Origin of the sequence: Lentzea sp. NPDC059081 (assembly GCF_042738015.1) — a bacterium.
GTDB lineage: Bacteria > Actinomycetota > Actinomycetes > Mycobacteriales > Pseudonocardiaceae > Lentzea.
In genome coordinates this window covers 3,701-27,915 of the sequence record NZ_JBHYGW010000005.1, presented here as the reverse complement: position 1 = coordinate 27,915, position 24,215 = coordinate 3,701, and the positions used below count along the sequence as shown (strand labels likewise).

The 24,215-nt window shown below is 72.7% G+C and carries 4 protein-coding genes; all 4 read left to right on the top strand.

All coding sequences use genetic code 11. The features are described from left to right. Nucleotides 1-26 precede the first annotated feature (26 nt). From ACFWV3_RS13185 to ACFWV3_RS13170, 4 genes are read left to right on the top strand one after another with little or no spacing between them, the layout of a single operon-like run. A complete protein-coding gene (locus ACFWV3_RS13185; RefSeq protein ID WP_382411345.1) occupies nucleotides 27-4,763 on the top strand; it encodes an amino acid adenylation domain-containing protein in 4,737 nt (1,578 codons plus the stop codon). Further along, a complete protein-coding gene (locus ACFWV3_RS13180; RefSeq protein ID WP_382411344.1) occupies nucleotides 4,760-16,957 on the top strand; it encodes an amino acid adenylation domain-containing protein in 12,198 nt (4,065 codons plus the stop codon). The genes ACFWV3_RS13185 and ACFWV3_RS13180 overlap by 4 nt, the downstream gene beginning before the upstream one ends. Next, complete coding sequence (locus ACFWV3_RS13175; RefSeq protein ID WP_382411343.1) at nucleotides 16,954-23,847, top strand: amino acid adenylation domain-containing protein; 6,894 nt, start codon at nucleotides 16,954-16,956, stop codon at nucleotides 23,845-23,847. The genes ACFWV3_RS13180 and ACFWV3_RS13175 overlap by 4 nt, the downstream gene beginning before the upstream one ends. Beyond that, a complete protein-coding gene (locus tag ACFWV3_RS13170) occupies nucleotides 23,844-24,215 on the top strand; it encodes a nuclear transport factor 2 family protein (protein ID WP_382411342.1) in 372 nt (123 codons plus the stop codon). The genes ACFWV3_RS13175 and ACFWV3_RS13170 overlap by 4 nt, the downstream gene beginning before the upstream one ends.

Here is a 24,215-nt window from a genome sequence, read left to right as displayed (position 1 = left end):
TGCCGACACCAAGAGGGGGTGCCGCCGTGCTCGCCGAACTGGAGAACCTGACGTCCGCGGTCGACCGAGCCGTGCGCTCGGCACCGGACGCACCCGCCGTCGAGTGCGACGGCGCCGTCCTGACCTATGCCGAGCTGTCCGCCCGTGCCGGCCGTCTCGCCGTCGTGCTGACGGGCAGGGGAGTCGGACCGGAGTCCGTGGTGGCCGTGGCGGTGCCGCGGTCGCTCGACCTGGTCGTCGCGTTGCTGGCGATCGTCCGCGCCGGTGGGGCGTACCTGCCGCTGGACCCGGACTACCCGGCCGAGCGGACCGCGCACATGGTGGAGGTGGCGCGGCCGGCGTTGACGCTGGGGCCGGACGAGGTCCGGGAGTGGTCGGAGGGCGCGGACTCGTCGTCCTCGCGCCTGACGGCTCCGTTGCCCGACCACCCCGCGTACGTCATGTTCACCTCGGGCACCACCAACAAGCCCAAGGGCGTGGTGATCACCCATCGCGGCATCCTGCGGCGGATGGAGGACGTCCAGGCGCACTACCGCCTGGCGCCGGGTGACCGCGTGCTGCAGAAGACGCCGTCGGGCTTCGACCCGTCCGTCATCGAGGTCTTCTTGACCCTGGCCGCCGGGGCGACGCTCGTCATGGCCCGCCCCGGTGGTCACCGAGACCCCGCCTACCTCGCACGGACGGTGCGGGCCGAGCGGATCACGATGATCCGGTTCGTCGCGTCGCTGATCCCGCTGTTCCTGGACGAGTACCTGCGCGACGGCGCGGACGGGCCGCTGCGGCTGATGGCGTCCGAGGGTGAGGGACTGCCGATCGCGGTGGCGGACCGGGTCCGGGCGAGCCTGGACGTGGTGCTGTACAACGAGTACGGGCCGACCGAGGTGTCCGTCGGCGTCACCTGCCTGCCGTGCCGCGAGGTCGACGGCGGTGGGCTCATGCCGATCGGTCGGCCCACCCCCGGTGCGGGGATCCGGGTGCTGGACGCGTCGCTGAACCCGGTGCCGGCCGGTGAGGTCGGCGAGCTCTACCTGACCGGGGTCCAGCTCGCCCGCGGATACCTCGGGAGGCCGGGCGAGACGTCGGTGCGGTTCGTCGCCGATCCGTTCGGCGCCCCCGGCGACCGCATGTACCGCACCGGCGACCTGGGGCGGTTGCGGCCCGACGGCGACCTCGACTTCGCCGGCCGCACCGACGACCAGGTGAAGATCCGCGGCTTCCGGATCGAACCCGCCGAGGTGGCGGGCGCGGTGGCGGCGCACCCGCGGGTCGCCCAGGCGGCGGTGACCGTGCTGACCAGCCCGGCGGGGGAGAAGTCCCTGGTCGCGTACGCGGTACCGGACGGGGCTGCGCCGACCGGGGCCGAGGTGCGCGAGCACTGCGCGTCGATCGTCCCCGGCTACATGGTGCCGTCGGACGTGGTGTTCCTCGACGCGTTGCCGTTGACCCCCAACGGAAAGCTCGACCGGCGCGCGCTGCCCGTGCCCGTGCGTGAACGGGTCGTGGCGGGTGGACCGCCGCGCACCCCGGCGGAGGAGACGGTGTGCGCGTTGTTCGCCGAGGTGCTGGGCATCTCGCCGATCGGCGTGGACGACGACTTCTTCGCGCTGGGCGGCCATTCGCTCGCCGCGGCCCGGCTGGTCGGCAGGCTGCGGACGGTCGCCGGGATCGAGGTGTCCGCGCCCTCGGTGTTCGAGGCGTCCACCCCCGCGTCGCTGGCCCGTGTCGTGGAGACCGCCGGTGCTGCCCGCTCGGGTCCGGTGCGGGTGGCCCAGCTCGAACGTCCGGCGCTCTCGGCGGCCCAACGGCGGATGTGGTTCGTGCAGCAGTCCGAACGCGGACCCGCCTACAACGTGCCGATGGCGCTGCGTTTTCGCGGCCCGTTGGACGTCCGGGCGTTGACTGCCGCCCTGGCCGACGTGGTGACGCGGCACGAGCCGTTGCGGACGATCTTTCCGCTCTTCGACGACGAGCCGCACCAACGGGTTCTCGACGCACCCGCGGTTCCACTGTCCACTGAGGACGTGATCGGGCGCCCGTTCGACCTGGAGACCGAGATCCCGATCCGGGCGCGGCTGGTCGCGGAGGGCGAGGACGAGCACCTGCTGGTGCTGGTCGTGCACCACATCGCGGTGGACGGGTGGTCGATCACGCCGCTGTGGCGGGACCTGGCCCGCGCCTACGCCGCCCGGCTCGACGGCCGGGCGCCGGACTGGGACCCGTTGCCGGTGCGGTACCTGGACTTCACCAGCTGGAACCGCGACCTGCTCGCGTCCGCGGGGGAGCTGCTCCCGTTCTGGAAAACCGAGCTCGCCGGTATGCCGGAGGAGATCGCGCTGCCCACCGACCGCTCGGTCCGGTCGGCCGGTGTCCGCGAGGCCGGGGCGGTGGAGATGCGGCTCGGCACCTCGGCGCACGCCGCGTTGCGGGCGGTGGCCAGGGAGTCGAGGGCCACGCTGTTCATGGTGCTGCGCGCCGCGCTGGCCGGGCTGCTGTCGCGGCTCGGCGCGGGGGAGGACGTGCCGGTCGGCGGGATCGTGGCCGGTCGGGAGCACGAGTCGCTGGCGGACCTCGTCGGGTGCTTCGTGAACACCGTCGTGCTGCGCACGGACGTCTCCGGCCGGCCCACGTTCCGCGAGCTGCTGGGCCGGGTGCGCGACCAGGACGGCGCCGTGCACCTGCACGCCGACCTGCCGTTCGACCGGCTGGTCGAGGAGCTGCAACCGGCCCGGTCGCAGGGCCTGCACCCGTTGTGCCAGACGCTGCTCGTGCTCCAGCCGCCCGCGACGGCACCGGAGTTCCCCGGACTGGTCTGCGAGGACGTCCCGCTGAACGTGGCCGCGGCCAAGGCGGACCTGGTGTTCGACTTCACCGAGGACGATGGGCTGCGCGGCACGCTGAAGTACGCCACGGACCTGTTCGACGCGCGGTCGGCCCACGCGCTGGCCGCGAGGATGGTCCGCTACCTGGAGACCGTCGCCCAGGCGCCGGACACCGCGGTCGCCGACGTGGACCTGCTGCTGCCCGGCGAAGCCGTCGAGCTGCAGCCGACGGTGAGTCCGACCGACACCGTGCACAGCCTGATCTCGCGAGTCGCCGCAGCCCGCCCGCACGCCACCGCCCTCGTCTTCAACGACTCCACAGTGGACTACGCGGAGCTGGAAGGTCGGGCGAACCACCTGGCGCACCAACTGGTTGCCGAGGGCGTTCGCCGGGGCGACGTCGTGGGTGTGCGTCTGGAGCGCGGCATCCCGTTGGTCGTCGCGATCCTGGCGGTGCTGAAGGCCGGTGCTGCCTACACGGTCCTCGACGTCGCGTTCCCCGCCGCCCGACTGGATGCCGTGATCGAGCTCGCGGGCGTCCGCACCGTCATCACGACCGTGCCGGACGGCACCGCGCAGGCCCCACCCGACGTCCCGGTGACACCGGCGGACTCGGCGTGCGTCATGTTCACCTCCGGCTCCACCGGCCGGCCCAAGGGCGTCCTGACGCCGCACGGCGCCCTGGTCGGCACGTTGACCGGCCAGGACTACGTCGAGTTCGGCGCGGACGAGGTGTGGCTGCAGTGCTCGCCGGTCTCGTGGGACGCGTTCGCGCTGGAACTGTTCGGCGCGTTGCTGTCCGGCGCGACGTGCGTGCTGCAACCCGGCCAGTCGCCGGAGCCCGAACGGATCGCGGAACTGATCGCCACACACGGCATCACGACCGTGCACGTGTCCGCGAGCCTGCTGAACTACCTGCTCGACGAACACCCCGGCGCGTTCACGGGTGTGCGGCAACTGATGACCGGCGGCGAGGCGGCGTCACGCACCCACGTGCGGACGGCGCTGGAACGCCACCCGGACCTCCGCCTGGTCAACGGCTACTCGCCCGTGGAGAACACCATCTTCACGCTCTGCCACCGCATCGCGCTCGAGGACACCGAGCGTCGCAGCGTCCCGGTCGGCCGGGTGCTGGCGGGCAAGCAGGTGCACGTGCTGGACGGGTGGCTGCGCCCGGTCCCGCCAGGAACACCCGGTGAGCTGTACATGGCCGGCGACGGACTGGCCCACGGCTACCTCGGCCAAGGCGCCGCGACGGCACAGCGGTTCGTCGCCGACCCGTTCGGCGGCGGGCGGATGTACCGCACGGGCGACCTGGTGCGGCAGAACGCGGACGGGACGATCGAGTTCCTCGGCCGTGCCGACGACCAGGTGAAGATCCGCGGGTTCCGCGTCGAACCCGGCGAGGTGCGCGCGGTGCTGGCCCGGCACCCCGCCGTGCGGCAGGTCGAGGTCGTGGTCCGGGAGGACCGGCCCGGCGACAAACGGCTCGTCGCCTACGTGGTCGGTGGCGCGCACGGGTTGCGCGACTTCGCCCGCGCACGGCTGCCGGAACACCTGGTGCCGTCGGCGTTCCTGGTGCTCGACGCGCTGCCTCGCACGGACACCGGCAAGCTCGACCGCCGGGCACTCCCGGCACCGGACACCGTCGTCGTGGCGGGCCGGGCCCCGCGCACCCCGCAGGAAAGCGCGCTGTGCTCGTTGTTCGCCGAAGTCCTGGGCGTGCCGTCGGTGTCGATCGACGACGACTTCTTCCGGCTGGGCGGCCACTCGCTGCTGGTGATGCGGCTGCTCGGCCGGATCCGCCGGGAACTGCACGCCGAACTGTCCGTCGCCACCGTGTTCGACGGACCCACCGTGGCCGATCTGGCCGACCGACTCGTCCTCGCGAAGAAGGCCAGACCCGCTCTGCGGGCGCGGGCCCGGCAGAAGGAGACGTTGTGAGCCCCCTGTCCTTCGCCCAGCGGCGGCTGTGGCTGCTGCACCGGCTCGACCCGGCCGGCGCGCTCTACAACGCCACGTACACGCTGCGGCTGAACGGTTCCCTCGACGTGACCGCGCTGGAGTCGGCGCTGTCCGACGTGGCGTGGCGGCACGAGACGCTGCGCACGGTGTTCCCGGAGGCCGACGGCGAACCGCACCAGCTGGTGCTGGACACCGTCCCGGCGCTCGCCCAGGTGTCCATCGAGCAGGACGCTTTGTGGGACGCCATGGTCGAGGCATCCGGGCACGACTTCGACCTGGCAGCCGAACACCCTTGGCGCGCAACGCTCTACCGGCTGTCTTCGGACGAGCACGTGCTGCTGTTCGTGATGCACCACATCGCGACCGACGGCTGGTCGTGGGGACCGTTGACGCGTGACCTGTCCGCCGCCTACACCGCACGACTGGGCGGGGAGGCACCGGACTGGGAGCCGTTGCCCGTCCAGTACGCCGACTACACGGTGTGGCAGCAGGAGGTTCTCGGGTCCGACGGCGACCCGGACAGCGAACTGGTCGAGCAGCTCACCTACTGGCGCGAGGCGCTCGCCGGCCTGCCCGAGCAGATCGCCGTCCCGACCGACCACCCGCGTCCGGCCGCGGCAACGCACCGCGGCGCCGCCGTGGAGGTCTCCTTCGACGCGGCCGTGCACCGCAGGTTGGAGGAGCTGGCCGCCGAGACCGGTTCGACCCTGTTCATGATGCTGCAGGCCGGTCTGACGGCCGTGCTGTCCCGGCTTGGCGCGGGGACGGACATCCCACTGGGCACGGCGGTGGCCGGCCGCACCGACGAGGCGCTGGACGACCTGGTCGGGTTCTTCGTCAACACCCTCGTGCTGCGCACCGACCTGTCCGGCGACCCGACGCTCCGTGAACTGCTGCGCCGGGTTCGGCAGACCGACCTCGCCGCGTTCGCCCACCAGGACCTGCCGTTCGAGCGGCTCGTCGAGGAGCTCAACCCCGAACGCTCGCGGTCGCGGCACCCGCTGTTCCAGACGATGCTGGTGCTGCAGAACGCCCCGGAGGACGTGCCGTCGTTCCCCGGCCTGGCCGTCGAGACCGGGTCCGTGGAGCTGCACCCGGCCAAGTTCGACCTGACCGTCGACCTCGCCGAGACCGCCGACGGTGTGCGCGGCTGGCTGACCTACGCCGTGGACCTGTGGGACGAGCCGTCGGCGACCCTGCTGGCACGCCGGTTCACGGCGTTGCTGGGGGAGTGGGCGGTTCAGCCGGACGTGCCGCTGTCGCGGATCGGGCTGCTGCTGCCCGAGGAGCAGGCCGCGCTCGCCGGGTGGAACGACACGGACGTCGAGTACCCGCACGACCGCACGCTGGTGGAGCTGTTCGAGCAGCGGGTGGACGCCGGCCCGGACTCCGTGGCGCTGGTGTTCGAGGACGTGGAGGTGTCGGCTGCCGAGCTGGACGCGCTGGCGAACCAGGTCGCGCACCGGTTGACCGGCCTTGGCGTCGGACGCGGGGACCTCGTGGGCGTGCTGGTGCGGCGATCGCCGGACTTCGTGGCGGCGATCCTCGGGGTGCTGAAGGCGGGGGCGGCCTACGTGCCGCTCGACCCCGGACACCCGGACGACCGGATCGCGTCCGTGGCCGGGCAGGCTCGGCTGGAGCTGGTGGTGACGGACGACGCCGGCCGTGTGCCGGGAACGACCGCCGTACCCGCCGGCCCTGGTGATGAGCCCACGACCCGTCCCGCTGTGCACATCACCGCCGACGACGTCGCGTGCGTGCTGTTCACCTCCGGCTCCTCCGGCGTTCCCAAGGGTGCGATGTCGTCGCACCGGGCGACCGTCCGCACCTTCTTCGGTCAGTCCTATGTGGACTTCGACGGCGTCTGGCTGCAGTCCGCCCCCGTCTCGTGGGACGGCCTCACCCTGGAGATGTGGCCGCCCCTGCTGCACGGCGGCACGTGCGTCCTCGCCCCCGGCCAGGTCCCCGACCCGGCGGTGATCGGCAGGCTGGTCGCGCGGCACGGCGTCACCACCCTGTGGATGTCGGCCGGCCTGTTCGCGGCCGTGCTCGACACCCACCCCGAGGTGTTCGACGTCGTCCGCCAGGTCATGACCGGCGGCGAGAGCCCGTCGGTCGCGCACCTCGCCAAGGTGGTCGAGAGCCACCCCGAGGTGCGGCTGGTCCACGGGTACGGGCCGGTGGAGAGCATGGTCTTCGTGACCACGCACCAGGTCACCGAGGTCGACGGGCCCGTGCCGGTCGGCGCGCCCATCGCCAACACCACCGTCCACCTGCTCGACGGCGACCTCAACCCGGTGCCGCCGGGTGTCCCGGCGGAGATCTACCTGTCCGGCGACGGGCTCGCGCACGGCTACCTGAACCGGCCCGGCGTCACGGCCGAGAGGTTCGTGGCGCGGCCGAATGAGCGCATGTACCGCACCGGTGACGTGGGACGCTGGCGGCCGGACGGGACCGTCGAGTTCCTCGGCAGGGCCGACGACCAGGTCAAGATCCGCGGCTACCGGGTCGAGCCCGGCGAGGTCGAGGCGGCGCTGCTGACGCACCCCGGCGTCGACCGTGCGGCGGTCGAGGTGCGGGCGGACGGTAGCACCGGCAAGCGCCTGGTCGCGTACGTCGTCGGCAGCGCCGAGGGCCTCAAGGAGTACCTGGCCGAGCGGCTGCCCGACTACATGGTCCCGGCGGCTTTCGTGACGCTCGACGAGTTCCCGTTGACGCCCAACGGAAAGCTCGACCGGCGTGCGCTGCCCGAGCCCGAGCGCGTCCAGGCCCAGGGCCGCAAGCCGCGCACCGCGCGGCAGGAACTGCTCTGCGGGATCTTCGCCGGCCTGCTCGGCCTGCCCGAGGTCTCGCTGGACGACGACTTCTTCGCGCTGGGCGGGCATTCGCTGCTCGCGGCCAGGTTGGTCGCCAAGGCGCGCACTGCGTTCGGCGTCGAGATGGCGTTGCGGGACGTGTTCGACCGGCCGACCCCGGCGGCACTGGACGCGTTGCTCGACTCCCTCGGTCACGCACGGGAAGCCGTGACGCCGAGGCCGCGTCCCGAACGGATGCCGCTCTCGCCCGCACAGCACCGGTTGTGGCTGCTGGAGGACGTCCACGGCCCGAGCGCCGCCTACAACGTCCCCATCGCCCTGCGTCTCACCGGCGAGCTCGACCGGGACGCCCTGCGCGTGGCGCTCGTCGACCTGGTGGCACGGCACGAACCGCTGCGCACGGTCTTTCCGGCTTATGACGGCGAGCCGTACCAGGTGGTGCTGCCCGCGGACGTCGACCTGGTTCCGTTGGACCCCGCGGAACTGGAGGAGACCGCCACCCGGCCGTTCGACCTGCGCACCGAACCCCCGCTGCGGGCCTACCTGGCTGAGGAAGCCCCCGACCGGCACCTGCTGGTGCTGGTCCTGCACCACATCGCCGCCGACGGCTGGTCGGTCGCGCCGATGCTGCGCGACCTGTCCACGGCCTACGCCGCGAGACGGGAAAGCGTTGCGCCGCAGTGGACGGCGCTGCCGGTCGAGTACGCCGACCACGTGCTGTGGCAGCACGACCAGGACTTCACCGAGCAGCTCGGCCACTGGCGCACGGCACTGGCCGGCCTGCCCGACGAGGCGAGCCTGCCCGCAGACTTCCTCCGCCCGGCTTCCCCGAGTCACCAAGGTGGTCTGGTGACGGCCCACGTCGACACCGACGTCGCGGGGCTCGCGACGGCAGGCCAGGCGACCAGGGCGATGGTCGTGCAGGCCGCGTTCGCCGCGCTGCTGTCCCGGCTCGGCGCCGGCACCGACATCCCGGTGGGCGTGCCGGTCGCCGGCCGGACCGACGAGGCGCTGGACGACCTCGTCGGGCTCTTCGTCAACACCGTGGTGCTGCGCAACGACGTCTCCGGTGACCCGACGTTCCGCGAGCTGCTCGACCGAGTGCGCGAGACCGGGCTGGCCGGCTACGCGAACGCCGACGTGCCGTTCGACCGCGTCGTCGAGGAGCTGAACCCGGCCCGCACCCTGGCCAGGCACCCGCTGTTCCAGGTCATGGTCGTGCTGCAGAACAACGCCGAGGCCGAGGTCGCGTTCCCCGGTTGCGAGGCCGAGCTCGTCGAGGTCGAACGGCACACGGCCAAGTTCGACCTCACGCTCACCCTGCACGAGACCGGCGGCGGGATGACCTGCCACCTGGAGTACGCGACCGACCTGTTCACCGACCGCACGGCCGCCACGCTCCTCGACCGCTACACGCGGTTCCTGAGCGCTGTGGCGGAGAACCCCGACGCACGAGTGTCCGAAGTGGACATCCTGACGCCGGACGAGCGCCGGATGCTCGCAGTCGAGTGGAACGACACGGGCGACGCCAACACCCGCGAGTGCGTGCACGAGATCGTCACCCGGCACGCTTCCAGCACACCCGACGCCATCGCGTTGATCCACGAGAACGGCCGCACCACCTACGCCGCTCTGGAAGCGGACGCCAACCGCCTCGCCCGGCACCTCGACGCCGACCGGGGTGCGCTCGTCGCGCTCTGCCTGCCCAGGGGACCGGAACTGGTCGCCGCCGTGCTCGCGGTGCTCAAGCTCGGCGCTGCCTACGTGCTGCTCGACCCCGACCACCCGGCGGAGCGACTGGCCGCGCTGGTGGAGCAGTCCGGTGCCGCCCTGACCGTGGTGGACGGCCCGTCACCGCTGCCAGGACGACTGGTCGACATCCGCACCGCCTCGGGGAGCACCGAACCGCTCCACCGCCGGGTGCACCCTGACGACGCGATGTGCGTGATGTACACGTCGGGCTCGACCGGCCGGCCCAAGGGAGTCCTGACCTCGCACCGCGCGGTCGTCGCCACCATGACCGGCCAGGAGTTCGTCAAGTTCGGCGCGGACGAGGTGTGGCTGCAGTGCGCACCGGTCTCGTGGGACGCCTTCGCGCTGGAACTGTTCGGCGCACTGCTTTCCGGCGCCGCCTGCGTCCTGCAACCCGGCCAGTCGCCCGAGCCCGCGAAGATCGTCGAGCTGATCGCCGAGCACGCCATCACCACCGTGCACGTGTCCGCCAGCCTGCTCAACTTCATCCTCGACGAGTACCCGCACGCCTTCCGCGGCGTCCGGCAGGTCATGACCGGCGGTGAGGCGGCGTCGAAGGCGCACGTGCGGACGTTGCTGGAGCGTCACCCGGAAGTCCGGCTGGTCAACGGCTACTCGCCGCTCGAGAACACCATCTTCACGCTCTGCCACCGGATCGTGCCGCGCGACGACGACCGCCGCAGCATCCCGGTCGGCCGCCCGCTCGCCGGCAAGCAGGTGTACGTGCTGGACGAGCACCTGCGACTGGTGCCGCCGGGCACTCCCGGCGAGCTGTACATGGCGGGGGCCGGCCTCGCGCACGGCTACCTCGGCCAGGGCGCCGCGACGGCCGAACGGTTCGTCGCCAGCCCGTTCGCCGGCTCGTTCGGCGGCCGGATGTACCGGACCGGCGACCTGGTGCGCCAGGACGCGGACGGCGTTGTCGAGTTCCTGGGCCGTGCGGACGACCAGGTGAAGATCCGCGGGTTCCGCGTCGAACCGGGCGAGGTGGCGGCCGTGCTGACCGCGCACCCGGACGTCCGGCAGGCGGAGGTCGTGGTGCTCGACGGGCCGCGACTGGTCGCGTACGTCGTCGGCACGGCGGAGTCCGCCGCCCTGCGCGGGTTCGCCGGGACCAGGCTGCCCGACCACCTCGTCCCGTCGGCGTTCGTGGTGCTCGACGAGCTGCCCCGCACCGCGAACGGCAAGCTCGACCGGGCGGCGCTGCCGGTTCCCGACCTCGCCGCTTCCGCCGGGGACGTCGCGAGGACACCACGTCAGCAGATCCTCTGCGGCATCTTCGCGGGCCTGCTGGACCTTCCCGAGGTGTCGCCGGACGACGACTTCTTCGCCCTCGGCGGCCACTCGCTGCTGGCCGGCAAGCTCGTCGGCAAGGTGCGCGCGGTGCTCGGCGTGGAGCTGGCGATGCGGGAGGTCTTCCGCACGCCGACCGTGCGCGGGCTCGACGCCCGTGTCGACTCCCTCGCCGAGGCCAGGCCGTCCGTGCGTGCCGTCGAGCGACCGGAACGCGTTCCGTTGTCGGCAGCCCAGCGCAGACTTTGGTTCCTCAACGGGCTGGAGCAGGGCTCGACCTACCACGTGCCGATCGCACGACGGCTGCGCGGACCGCTCGACACCGCCGCACTGCACGCCGCGCTCGGCGACGTCGTCGCACGGCACGAGGTGCTGCGCACCGTGTTCCCCGACCGTGACGGCACACCGGAGCAGCTCGTCCTGCCTCGGACCGAGTGCACCCTGGACGTGGTCCGGTGTGAGGAGACCGAGCTGGACGCGCTGATCGCGGCCGACTCTGCGATCCCGTTCGACCTCGCCGCCGAACTTCCCATCAGGGCAAAGCTGTTCCGGCTGTCCGAAGAGGACCACGTCCTGCTGGTGGTGATGCACCACATCGTCACCGACGGCTGGTCGTGGGGACCGCTGCTGCGCGACCTCGGCGCCGCGTACGACGCTCGCCGGGCCGGCAGCGAGCCGGGCTGGGAGCCGTTGGCCGTCCAGTACGCGGACTACGCGCTGTGGCAGGAAGAGCTCGACACCGGTGCCCAGGTCGAGCACTGGCGGACCGCGCTCGCCGGGCTGCCCGAGGAGATCGCGCTGCCCGCCGACCGGCCGCGCCCGGAGAGCCCGAGCCACCGCGGCGAGCAGCTGGCCGTGACGCTCGACGCCGAGGCGCACCGGAGGCTGCTGGCGATCGCCCGTGACTGCGACGCGACCCTGTTCATGGTCGTGCAGGCCGCGTGGGCGCTGATGTTGTCGCGGTTCGGTGCCGGCACGGACGTCCCGCTCGGCACGGCAGTGGCCGGCCGCACTGACGAGGCGCTGGACGACCTGGTCGGGTTCTTCGTCAACACCCTGGTGCTGCGCACCGACCTGTCCGGCGACCCGACGTTCCGCGAGCTGCTCGGCCGCGTCCGGGAGACCGACTTGGCGGCGTACAGCCACCAGGACGTGCCGTTCGACCAGGTCGTCGAGGAGCTCAACCCGGCCCGCTCGCCCGCCCGGCACCCGTTGTTCCAGGTGTTCGTCACGGTCCAGCCCACGACGCCCGGCGCCGAACTGTCCGGACTGGACAGTGAGCCGGTCGACATCGCGGTGACGTCGGCGAAGTTCGACCTGGCGTTGATGCTCAACGAGACCGTCGACGAGAACGGCCCGGCGGGCATCACCGGCACGCTGGAGTACGCGGCGGACCTGTTCGACCCCGCGACGGCCCAGGTGCTGATCGCCAGGTTCGAGCGCGTCGCGACCGGGATCGACCCGGAGGCGCGGATCTCCCGGGTGGACGTGCTGTCCGCCGAGGAGCGCGACCTGCTCGCGGAGTGGAACGACACCACCGTCGACTACCCGCGTGACCGGTCGCTCGTGGACCTGGTCGAGGAGCAGGCGGAGATCCGTCCGAACGCGGTGGCGCTGGTGTTCGGCGACGAACGCCTGACCTACGCCGAGGTGGACGCCTGGGCCAACCAGGTGGCGCACAAGGTCCTCGAACACGGCGTCGGTCGCGGCGACCTCGTCGGCGTGCTGGTGGAACGATCGCCGGCGTTCGTCGTGGCGCTGCTCGGCGTGCTCAAGACGGGCGCGGCGTACGTGCCGCTGGACCCGACGCACCCGGTCGGGCGGATCGTCGCCGAGGCGGGGCTGTACCTGGCGGTCAGCCACCCGTCGATCGCCGGCCTGCTGCCCGGTCACGTCGACGTGGTGCGGGTGGACGACGTCGCGGGTGAGAGCCCGACCAGGCCGGGCTTCCCGGTCGGCGGTGGCGACGTGGCGTGCGTGATGTTCACGTCCGGCTCGTCGGGCGTGCCGAAGGGCGTGATCACGACGCACCGCGCGGCCGTGCGAATGCACTTCGGCCAGCGGTTCGCGAGCACGGGCGGCACCTGGCTCCAAGCGGCGCCCGTGGCGTGGGACGCGGCGGCGCTGGAGCTGTGGCAACCACTGCTGCACGGCACCACCTGCGTGCTCGCCCCCGGCCAGGTGCCCGACCCGGCGCTGGTCGCCGAGCAGGTGGCACGGCACGGCGTCGACCGGCTGTGGCTGTCCGCCGGCCTGTTCGCGGCGGTCGTGGACACGCATCCCGAGGTGTTCGCGCAGGTCGACGAGGTGATCACCGGTGGCGACGCGGCGTCGCCCGCCCACGTCGCCCGTGTGCTCCGCGAGTACCCGGACGTGCGGCTGGTCAACGGGTACGGGCCCGTCGAGAGCATGGTCTTCGCGACCACGCACCAGATCACCGAGGCGAACGGGCCGGTGCCGATCGGGTCGCCGATCTCGCACACCACCGTGCACGTGCTCGACGACGACCTCACCCCGGTGCCGCCCGGCGTCGCGGGGGAGATCTACATCGGCGGCGACGGCCTCTCGCTCGGCTACCTGAACCGGCCGGCCGCGACCGCCGAACGGTTCGTGGCCTGCGCCGGCGGCCGGCTCTACCGGACCGGTGATCTCGGCCGGTGGCGGCAGGACGGGGTGATCGAGTTCCTCGGCCGGGCGGACCACCAGGTCAAGATCCGGGGTTTCCGGGTCGAGCCCGGCGAGATCGAGGCCGCGCTGACCCGCCACGAGCGGATCTCGCGCGCGGTCGTGGTCGTGCACGAAGACCCGGCGACGGGCAAGCGCCTGGTCGCCTACGTGGTCGGCCAGGTCACCGCCGAGGAGGCCCGCGAGCACGTCGGCGCGCTGCTCCCGGCGTTCATGGTGCCCGCGGTGGTCGTGGTGCTGGACGCGCTTCCGTTGACGCAGAACGGGAAGATCGACCGCCGGGCCCTGCCCGCACCGGTCGTCACGACGGGCACGACCGCGCCGCGCACCGCCCGGCAGGAGGTGCTCTGCGGGATCTTCGCGGACCTGCTGGGCACGCCGAAGGTGGGCGTGCACGACGACTTCTTCGCGCTGGGCGGGCATTCGCTGCTCGCCGCCCGGCTGGTGGCGCGGGTCCGCGCGGTGTTCGACACCGAGATCTCGCTGCGCGAGGTGTTCGACGCACCGACCGTCGCCGCGCTCGAAGCCCGTCTGGACGCCGGACGTCCCGCCAGGGAACGGATCGTTCCCGCCGAACGACCGGAGCTGGTGCCGCTTTCGTCGGCGCAGCAACGGCTGTGGACGGTCGAGCAGGTCCAGCAGCCCGGTGCGGCCTACCACGTGCCGATCGCCCTGCGGCTGACCGGAGACCTCGACGTCGCCGCACTCCGCACGGCACTCGAGGACGTCGTGGACCGGCACGAGGCGTTGCGCACGGTGTTCCGCCAGCGCGACGGCGTGGTGTGCCAGGAGGTGCTGCCGGCGGTCATCGACTTCGCGGAGTCGGACAGCACGGTCGAAGCAGAGTCCCGCAAGCCGTTCGACCTCACCGAGAGCCCGTTGCGGGTGCGACTGTTCCGCACCGGCGAGCGCGAGCACGTGCTGCTGGTCGTGGTGCACCACATCGCGGCCGACGGCTGGTCGATGCGGCCGCTGCTGACCGACCTCGCCGGCTCCTACGCCGCCCGGACCCGTGGCGAGGCGCCGAACTGGACGCCGCTCCCGGTCCAGTACGCCGACTACACCCTGTGGCAGCAGCGGTTCCCGCAGGACGCCCAGCTCGCGCACTGGCGGCAGGCCCTCGCCGGGGTGCCGGAGGAGGCGACGCTGCCGGCGGACCGCCCCCGCCCGGCCCGGCCGACCCATGAAGGCGACGTCGTGCCGTTCAACGTCGGAGCGGACGTCCACCGAAGCCTCACCGCGCTGGCCAGGACCGCCGGAGCCACGCCGTTCATGGTGCTGCGCGCGGCCTTCGCGGCTATGCTCGGACGACTGGGCGCCGGCACGGACATCACGCTCGGCACCCCGGTCGCGGGCCGTGGTGACGAGGTGCTGGACGACCTGGTCGGGTTCTTCGTCAACACCCTGGTGCTGCGCACCGACCTGTCCGGCGACCCGACGTTCGCCGAGCTGCTCGACCGGGTCCGCGAGTACGACCTGGCCGCGTACGACCACCAGGACCTGCCGTTCGACCGGCTCGTCGAGGAGCTCAGCCCGGCCCGCACCACCGCCAGGCACCCGCTGTTCCAGGTGATGGTCGTGCTGCAGAACAACGCCGAGGGCGAGCTGACGGTGCCGGGCCTGACCGTCGAGACGCTGCCCGCACCCACCGGGGCGGCGAAGTTCGACCTCACGCTCGGCCTGCGGGAGTCGTTCGCCCGAGACGGCTCCCCGGCCGGCCTGACCGGTGAGCTGGAGTACGCCACCGAGCTGTACGACCGGGCGACGGCCGAAGCGGTGGTGACCCGGCTGGCCCGCCTGCTCACCGCGGTCGCCGGGAACCCGTCGGCGCGTCTGTCCACTGTGGAGATCCTGGACGCGGACGAGCTGCGGACGGTCACGCGGGAGTGGAGTGCCACCGGGGAAAGCCCGGTGCGGGACGCCACGCTGACGGACCTGATCGCCGCCGGCAAGCCCGACGCCGTGGCGTTGGTCGACGACCGCGAGGCCGTCACGTACGCCGAGCTGCACGCCCGTGCGAACCGGCTCGCCCGCAGGCTGGAGGCGCAGGGGGCACGGGTCGGGGACACGGTCGCGGTGTGCCTGCCGCGCGGCGTGGACCTCGCCGTCGCGATCCTCGCGGTGCTGAAGGCGGGCGCGGCGTACGTCCTGCTCGACCCCGACCACCCGGCCGACCGCCGGCAGGCGCTGCTCGACCAGGCCGGACCGGTGTTCGTGCTGGAGGACGTCGAAGGCGGCCACTACCCGGCGGACGACCTCACCCGCGTGATCGACCCGGACAGCCCGGCGTGCGTCATGTTCACCTCGGGCTCCACGGGCCGGCCCAAGGGCGTCGTCGTGTCGCACCGGGCGCTGGTCACGACGCTGACCGGGCAGGACTTCGCCGGGTTCGAGCCGGACGCGGTCTGGCTGCAGTGCTCGCCGGTGTCGTGGGACGCGTTCGCGCTGGAGCTGTTCGGCCCGCTGCTCTCCGGCGCCACCTGCGTGCTGCAACCCGGCCAGACCCCGGACCCGGTGCAGATCAGGCGCCTGGTCGAGCGGCACGACGTCACGACGCTGCACGTGTCGGCCAGCCTGCTCAACTTCCTCGTCGACGAGACGCCCGAGGTGTTCGAGCGCGTCCGCGAGGTGATGACCGGCGGCGAACCCGCCTCGATCCCGCACCTGCGCGCCCTGCTCGGCCGGTACCCCGGCCTGCGGGTCGTGAACGGCTACTCGCCGCTGGAGAACACCATCTTCACGCTCTGCCACACCGTCGAACCGCGCGACCTGGACCGCGTCAGCGTGCCGGTCGGCAGGCCGGTGGTGGGCAAGCAGGTGTTCGTGCTCGACCGGTGGCTGCGGCCGGTGCCGCCGGGCACCCCCGGCGAGCTGTACATGGCGGGCGACGGGCTCGCGCACGGCTACCTCGGGCAGACCCCCGTGACCGCGCAACGGTTCGTCGCCAACCCGTACGGCGTCGCCGGCGCCCGCATGTACCGCACCGGCGACCTGGTGCGCCAGGACCGCGAGGGCGTCGTGCACTTCCTCGGCAGGGCCGACGACCAGGTCAAGATCCGCGGCTTCCGGGTGGAGCCCGGCGAGGTGCGCGCGGTGCTCGCCCGTCATCCCGGTGTGCGGCAGGTCGAGGTGGTCGTCCGCGAGGACAGCCCCGGCGACAAGCGGCTGGTCGCGTATGTCGTCGGCAGCGCCGAAGGTCTGCGGGAGTTCGCCGCGAAGCACCTGCCCGACTACCTGGTGCCGGCCGCGGTGGTCGCGCTGGAGTCGATGCCGCGCACGCCCAACGGCAAGCTCGACCGGGCCGCACTGCCCGTCCCCGACGTGCGCCGCGGAGAGGTCCGCACACCGCAGACCCCGCACGAGGAACTGCTCTGCGGCTTGTTCGCCGAGCTGCTCGACGTGCCCGAGGTGGGCGCCGACGACGACTTCTTCGCGCTGGGCGGCCATTCCATCCTGGTGATGCGCCTGGTCAGCCGTGTGCGGTCGGTGTTCGGCGCGGAGCTCGGCATGCGGACCGTGTTCGAGAACCCGACGGTCGCCGGTCTGGCGGCCCACCTCCCCGTGGCCGCCCGTCCCGCCCCACGGCCCGTGCTGCGGGCCCGTCCGAGGTCCAAGGAGACGTTGTGATCCCCCTGTCGTTCGCCCAGCAGCGGCTGTGGTTCCTCGATCGGCACGAGGGCACCGGCGCCGCCTACAACATCCCGTTCGCTCTCCGGCTGCGCGGAGAGCTCGACACCGACGCCCTCGAGTCGGCGCTCACCGACGTGCTCGGCCGGCACGAGGCGCTGCGGACCACGTTCCCCAGCCGCGACGGGCAGCCGTACCAGGAGATCCTGGAGGACGCGAAGGTCGTGCTGGCCGTGCTCGACCCAGGCGACCCGGCGGTCGTGCTGGCCCGCGCCGCCAGGGAGGCCTTCGACCTCGCCGCCGACCCGCCGTTCCGGGCGCACCTGCTCGAACAGGGGCCGCGGGACCACGTGCTGCTGCTGGTGATGCACCACATCATCAGCGACGGCTGGTCGCTCGGACCACTGCTGCGCGACCTCGCCACCGCCTACACCGCGCGGCTGGCGGGGGAGGAGCCGGACTGGGAGCCGTTGCCCGTCCAGTACGCGGACTACACGCTGTGGCAACAGGATCTGCTCGGTTCCGCCGACGACCCGGCCAGTCTGATCAGCGCTCAGCTGACCTACTGGCGCACGAAGCTGGCCGGCCTGCCCGAGGAGATCGCCCTTCCGGTCGACCGCCCGCGGGACGCCGACACCGGTACGGCAGGCGATTCCGTGAGCGCACAGCTCTCCGTCGAGACCGCACGGGCGTTGGCCGTGCTGGCGGAGGAGTCCGGCGCGACGCTGTTCATGGTCGCCCAGGCCGCGTTCGCCGCGTTGCTGGCCCGCAGCGGCGCCGGCGAGGACGTCCCGATCGGCACGGTCGTCACCGGCCGCGGCGAGGAGGCGCTGGAGGACCTGGTCGGCTTCTTCGTCAACACGCTGGTGCTGCGGGTGGACGTGTCCGGCGAGCCGTCATTCCGCGACCTGCTCCGGCAGGTGCGCGAGGGGGCGCTCGACGCCTACGGCAACCAGGACCTGCCGTTCGACCGCCTGGTGGAGGAGCTGAACCCGGTGCGCGCACCGGGCAGGCACCCGTTGTTCCAGGTCATGGTGCTGGCCGACGCCGACGCCGACGGCCCCGGTCTCGACCTGCCTGGCCTCACCGCCACCGCGGAGCCGGTCGAGGGCGGCGAGGCGAAGTTCGACCTGACGCTGTCGCTGCGCGAGGGACGGGACGGCGTGCGGTGCGCGCTGGAGTACCTCACCGGCCTGTTCGACGCGGCCACCGCCGAGATGCTGCTGGACCGCCTGGTCCGGCTGCTGGACCAGGTCGCGGCCGACCCGGACCGGTCGGTGTGGGACCTCGACGTGCTGTCCGCGGCCGAACGCGCCGAGGCCTTCGCCACCACGGAGTCCGTCGCCGCCACCGTGCACGACCTGGTCGCGGCTCAGGCCGCTCGCACACCCGACGCCATCGCACTCGTCGCGGGGGACACCGAGATCTCCTACGCGCGACTCGACGCGGATGCCGACGGCCTGGCCGGGTTCCTGGCATCGCGGGGCGTTCGGCGCGGCGACGTCGTGGGTGTCCACATCGGACGCGGCGTGGAGATGGCGACCGCGCTGCTGGCCGTCCTCAAAGCAGGCGCGGCCTACCTGGTGCTCGACGTCGACTTCCCGGCGGCACGGCTGGAGTCGATGGTCGCCTCGCTGCCGGTGCGACTCGTCCTCACCGACCGCCCGTTCGACGCCGACGTGCCCGTGGCCGCTCTGGACGACGCCACCGCGATGCCTTTCACCGCAACGGAAAACGGGCCCGACGACGTGGCGTGCGTCATGTTCACCTCCGGGTCCACCGGTGCCGCGAAGGCCGCCGGCACGCCGCACCGCGCGCTGACGGGCACGCTCGTCGGCCAGCGGTACGCGGGGTTCGGTCCCGGCGAGGTGTGGCTGCAGTGCGCCTCGGTGTCGTGGGACGCCTTCGCCACCCAGCTCTTCGGCCCGCTGCTGGCGGGCGGCACGACCGTCCTGTACCCCGGCCAACGACCCGAACCCGCCGTCATCGCCCAGCTCGTGGTGCGCCACGGCGTGACGGTGCTCGACGCGTCCGCCAGCCTCTTCAACCACCTCTGGGACACCTACCCGGAGATCTTCACCGGACTGCGCTGGGCGTTGACCGGCGGTGAGGCAGCCTCCGCCGCGCACGTGAAAGCCGTGCTGGCCGCCGTGCCGGGAATCGGTGTGGTCAACGGCTACGGGCCGGTCGAGAGCATGGGCTTCACGACCTCGTTCATCGTGCCGCAGGGCTGGGACGGCGCGGCGGTGCCGATCGGAACCCCGTTGGACGGCAAGGGAGCCGTGGTGCTGGACCACCGGCTGTCGCCCGTGCCCACCGGCGCGGTGGGGGAGCTGTACGTCTTCGGCGCCGGGCTCGCGCACGGCTACCTCGGCAGGGCGGGACTGACCGCCGAACGGTTCGTCGCCGCGCCGTTCGCCGCCGGCACGCGGATGTACCGCACCGGTGACCTGGTCCGCCGCCGCGCCGACGGCGCGCTCACCTACCTGGGCCGCGCCGACGACCAGGTGAAGATCCGCGGGTTCCGGGTCGAGCCGGCCGAGGTCGAGGCCGTGCTGACCGCGCATCCGGACGTGACCGCCACGGCCGTGGTGGCACGCGAGGACGGACCGGGTGGCAAGCGGCTCGTCGCCTACGTGGTCGGCGGTGCCGACGGCCTGCGGGAGTTCGTCCGCGACCGGCTGCCCGAGCACATGGTGCCCGCCGCGTTCGTCGAGCTCGACGCGTTCCCGTTGACGCCCAACGGAAAGCTGGACCGCCGGGCGCTACCCGCGCCGTCGTACACCACGGGCGACTCCCAGCCGCGCACGCCCCGGCAGGAGATCCTGTGCGGGCTGTTCGCCAAGGTCCTCGGGCTGGACGCGGTCGGGCTCGACGACGGGTTCTTCGACCTCGGCGGCCACTCGCTGCTGGCGGCCAGGCTGCTCGCGTCGATCCGCACGGTGTTCGGGGTGGAGCTCGGCATCCGCGTGCTGTTCCGCGACCCCACGCCCCGCGGCCTCGACGGCCACCTGGACTCGACCGCGCCGGTGCGGGCCCTGACCCGGCCGGGGCACCGGCCGAAGCGGGTGCCGCTGTCGTCGGCGCAGCTGGGCGTGCGGCTGGCGGCGGAGGTCGCCGACCACGCCTACACCGCACCGCACGCGATGCGCCTGCTCGGTGAGCTGGACCTGGACGCGCTGCGGACCGCGTTGCTCGACGTGGTGGAGCGGCACGAGGCGCTGCGGACCGTGTTCCCCGAGGACGTCTCGGGCTGGCACCAGGTCGTGCTGCCGGCGGACGAGCTGGAGTTCGAGGTCGCCGACTGCCCGGAAGTAGCGCTGGACGACGCCCTGACCGCGTTGGTGGGCAGGCCGTTCGACCTCGCCGCGGACATCCCGTTGCGGGTGCACGTGCTGCGGCTCGGCGCGCAGGACCACGTGGTGTTGTTGGCACTGCACCACATCGCCACCGACGGTTGGTCGACCGGCGTGCTGCTGCGCGACCTCGCCGAGGCCTATAGGGCTCGTGTCGGCGGAACGGCACCGGATTGGCAGCCGTTGCCGATCCAGTACGCCGACCACAGCCTGCGCCAACAGGAACTGCTCGCCGTGTCCGAGGATCCGCTGGAGTTCTGGGCCACGACCCTGAACGGCATCCCCGACGAGCTGCGGTTGCCCGTCGACCGGCCGCGTCCGGTTGCGTCGGCGAACGTCGGCGACGAGGTTCGCGCCCATGTCGACGCTGCCACGCACCGAGGGCTGGTCGCGTTGGCGCGCAACAACAACGCGACCGTCTTCATGGCACTGCACGCGGCCGTGGCGACACTGCTGACGAAGCTCGGCGCCGGCACGGACATCGTGGTCGGCACTGTCGTGGCCGGGCGCGGGACGGAGGACCTGGACGACCTCGTCGGCCTGTTCGTCAACACGCTCGCCCTGCGCGCCGACCTGTCCGGCGACCCGGACTTCACCACGGTCCTACACCGGGTCCGCGAGGCCGACCTGGCCGCGTACACGCACCAGGACGTGCCGTTCGACCGCGTGGTCGAGCGGGTCAACCCGGAGCGGTCCAGCACCAGGCACCCGCTCTTCCAGGTGTCGCTGGCGTTGCAGGACGGGGTGGACGGCGTCGAGGACGACGCGCTGGGCCTGCCCGGTCTCGAGGTGCGGACGGTCCGGACCACGACGGGCGGGGCGAAGCTCGACCTGTCGTTCGGCTTCGGGCAGACCGAGGACGGGCTGGAGGTGTGTCTGGAGTACGCCGTCGACCTGTGGGACCGCGCCACCGCCGAGACCCTGCTGGCCCGCCTGGTCCGGCTGGTCGGGACGCTCGTCGCGGACCCGTCGGTGCCGTTGAGCGGGGTCGAGGTGCTGACCGCGGCCGAACGGGAAGCCGTGCTGCGGGGGTGGAACGCCACCGCCGTCCCGCACGACGTCGACCGGCCCGTGCACGAGCTGATCGCCGAGGTCGCCGCACGGACGCCCGACGCGCCGGCCGTCGTCGGTCACGACGGCATGCTCACCTACCGGGAACTGGACGAGCGTGCCAACCGCCTGGCCCATCACCTGATCGCGCTCGGCGCACGGCGCGAGTCCGTCATCGGGGTCTGCACGGACCGCGACACGAGCAGCATCGTGGCGTTGCTCGCGGTGCTCAGGACCGGTGCCGCGTACCTGCCGGTCGACCCGACCTACCCGCCGGACCGGTTGCGCTACATGCTGGCCGACGCGGGCGCGCCCGTCGTGGTGACGCAGCCGGGCCTGGCGCACCTGGTCGAGTCGAGCGACGCGGCGAAAGTCGTGCTGGGGGAGGAGCTTCTCGGTCCCGCCACGCCGCCGCTGGTCGAGACGCACCCGTGCGACGCGGCGTACGTCATCTACACCTCGGGCTCCACCGGCCGGCCCAAGGGCGTCGTGGTCGAACACCGTGCTCTCGCGAACCAGACCGCGTGGCTGGTGCCCGCGCTCGGGCTCGGGCCGGCCGACCGGTCGAGCCACCTGTCCGCGCAGGGCTTCGACGCGGCGGTCGCCGAGATCTGGCCGGCGCTCGTGTCCGGTGCGGCGCTGCACCTGCCGTCGCAGCAGGTCATGGAGGACACCGAGGCGCTGGCCGAGTGGATCGCGGACAGCCGGGTCACGGTGTCGTCGCTCGCCACGCCCCGGCTGGAGGCGATGCTGGACGAACCGGCGCTGGCCGCGTCGGTCGTGCGGGTCATGCACACCGGGGGTGACGTCCTGCGCCGCCGCCCACCGGCCGGGATGCCGTTCGAGCTGTACAACACCTACGGCCCGACCGAGTGCACGGTGAACTCGACCTGCGGTCTGGTCCCGCCGGGCGCGGACACCGATCTGCCGTCCATCGGCACGCCGATCGACAACTACCGCGCGTACGTGCTGGACGAGCACCTGCGTCCGGTGGCACCCGGTGTGGTCGGCGAGCTGTACGTGGCGGGCGCGGGCCTGGCGCGCGGCTACCTCGGCAACCCGGGGCTGACGGCGACCCGGTTCGTCGCCTGTCCCGAGGGCGGCCGGATGTACCGGACCGGCGACCTCGTGCGGTGGCTCCCGGACGGCCGGCTCGCGTTCCACGGCCGCGCCGATCAGCAGGTGCAGCTGCGCGGGCTGCGGATCGAGACCGGCGAGGTCGAGGCGGCGTTGTGCGGCCTGCCGGAGGTCGCCCAGGCGGCCGTGATCGTCCGCGACGACCGGCTGGTCGCCTACCTCGTCGCGCCGGACGGGATCGACCCGGCGGCGGTGCGCCGTGAGCTCGGCGCGTTCCTGCCGCGGTACATGGTGCCCGAGGCGTACGTGGTGCTGGACGCGTTGCCGTTGACCCCCAACGACAAGCTGGACCGGCGCGCGCTGCCGGCACCGGACCGCGTCGTCGCCGAGGCACGGCCGCCGGCCTCCCCGCTGGAGGCCACGCTCTGCGCGTTGTTCGCCGAGGTGCTCGGACTCGACGCGGTCGGTCCGGACGACGGCTTCTTCGACCTGGGCGGGCATTCGCTGCTGGCGGCCAAGCTGGTGTCGCGGATCCGCGCCGAACTGGGCGTGCGCCCGGAGCTGCGCCTGCTGTTCGACGCACCGACCCCGGCGGCACTGGCGGAGCGGGTCGGCACCGAGGCCGCGGGTGACCCGTTGGACGTGCTGATCCCGTTGCGCACCGGGGGAGATCTCGCGCCGGTGTTCTGCCTGCACCCCGGTGCGGGCATCGGCTGGGAGTACTTCGGCCTGCTCCCGCACCTGGACCCGCGCCGTCCGCTCCACGCCCTCCAAGCCCGCGGCCTGACCGACCCCTCCTCGATGCCTCAGTCGGTCGAGGAGATGGCCGCCGACTACCTGGACCGGATCCGGTCCGTCCAGCCCACCGGGCCGTACCACCTGCTCGGCTGGTCGTTCGGTGCCGTTGTCGCCCATGCGATCGCGCGGCTGCTCGCACCGTCCGAGATCGGCCTGCTGGCCCTGCTGGACGGCTATCCCGAGACCGAGGACCACCCACCGGTCGCACCGGACGACCCCGACCTGCTGACCGCGTTGCTGCAGTCCCTCGGCTACGAGCTCGACCAGCCGGTCCGCACCCGTGCCGAGTTCGATGACGCGATCCGCGCGCATGCCGGTCCGTTGTCCGGTTTCACCGGCGCCGCGCTGCCCGAGGTGTTCGCGTCGAACGTCACCCTCCACAACCGCTACCGGCCGGCACCGCTGGCCGCCGACGCCCTCGTCTTCCACGCCACGCAGGGCAAAACCCCGGCCGACCCCGTCCCGGCCTCCTGGTCGCCGCACATCACCGGCCACGTGGAGGTCCACCTGGTCGACAGCACGCACGGCGGCCTGACCGCCCGGCACCACCTGGCGTCGATCGGCGCCGTCGTCTCCGCCCACCTGTCCCGTGAGGAGCACCAGTCATGACCAGCACGCTGCAGACCACCCACGTCACCTCCGTCCACCGCTACTACGAGCTCGTCGACGCCGGCGACGTGGCCGGCCTAGTCTCGATGTTCAGCGCGGACGCCACCTACCGCCGCCCCGGCTACGAGCCGATGGTCGGCCACCAGGAGATGAGCGCCTTCTACGGCGGCGCCCGCGTGATCCGCGAGGGCAGGCACACCGTCGAGAAGGTCGTCGAGGGCACCGAGGAGGTCGCGGTCTACGGCACGTTCGCGGGCGTCCTGCACGACGGCCGGAACGTCGACCTGAGGTTCTCGGACTTCTTCGAGTTCGACGAGGAGGGCTACTTCGCCCGCCGCGACACGTTCTTCTTCGCACCTCTCGTCTGA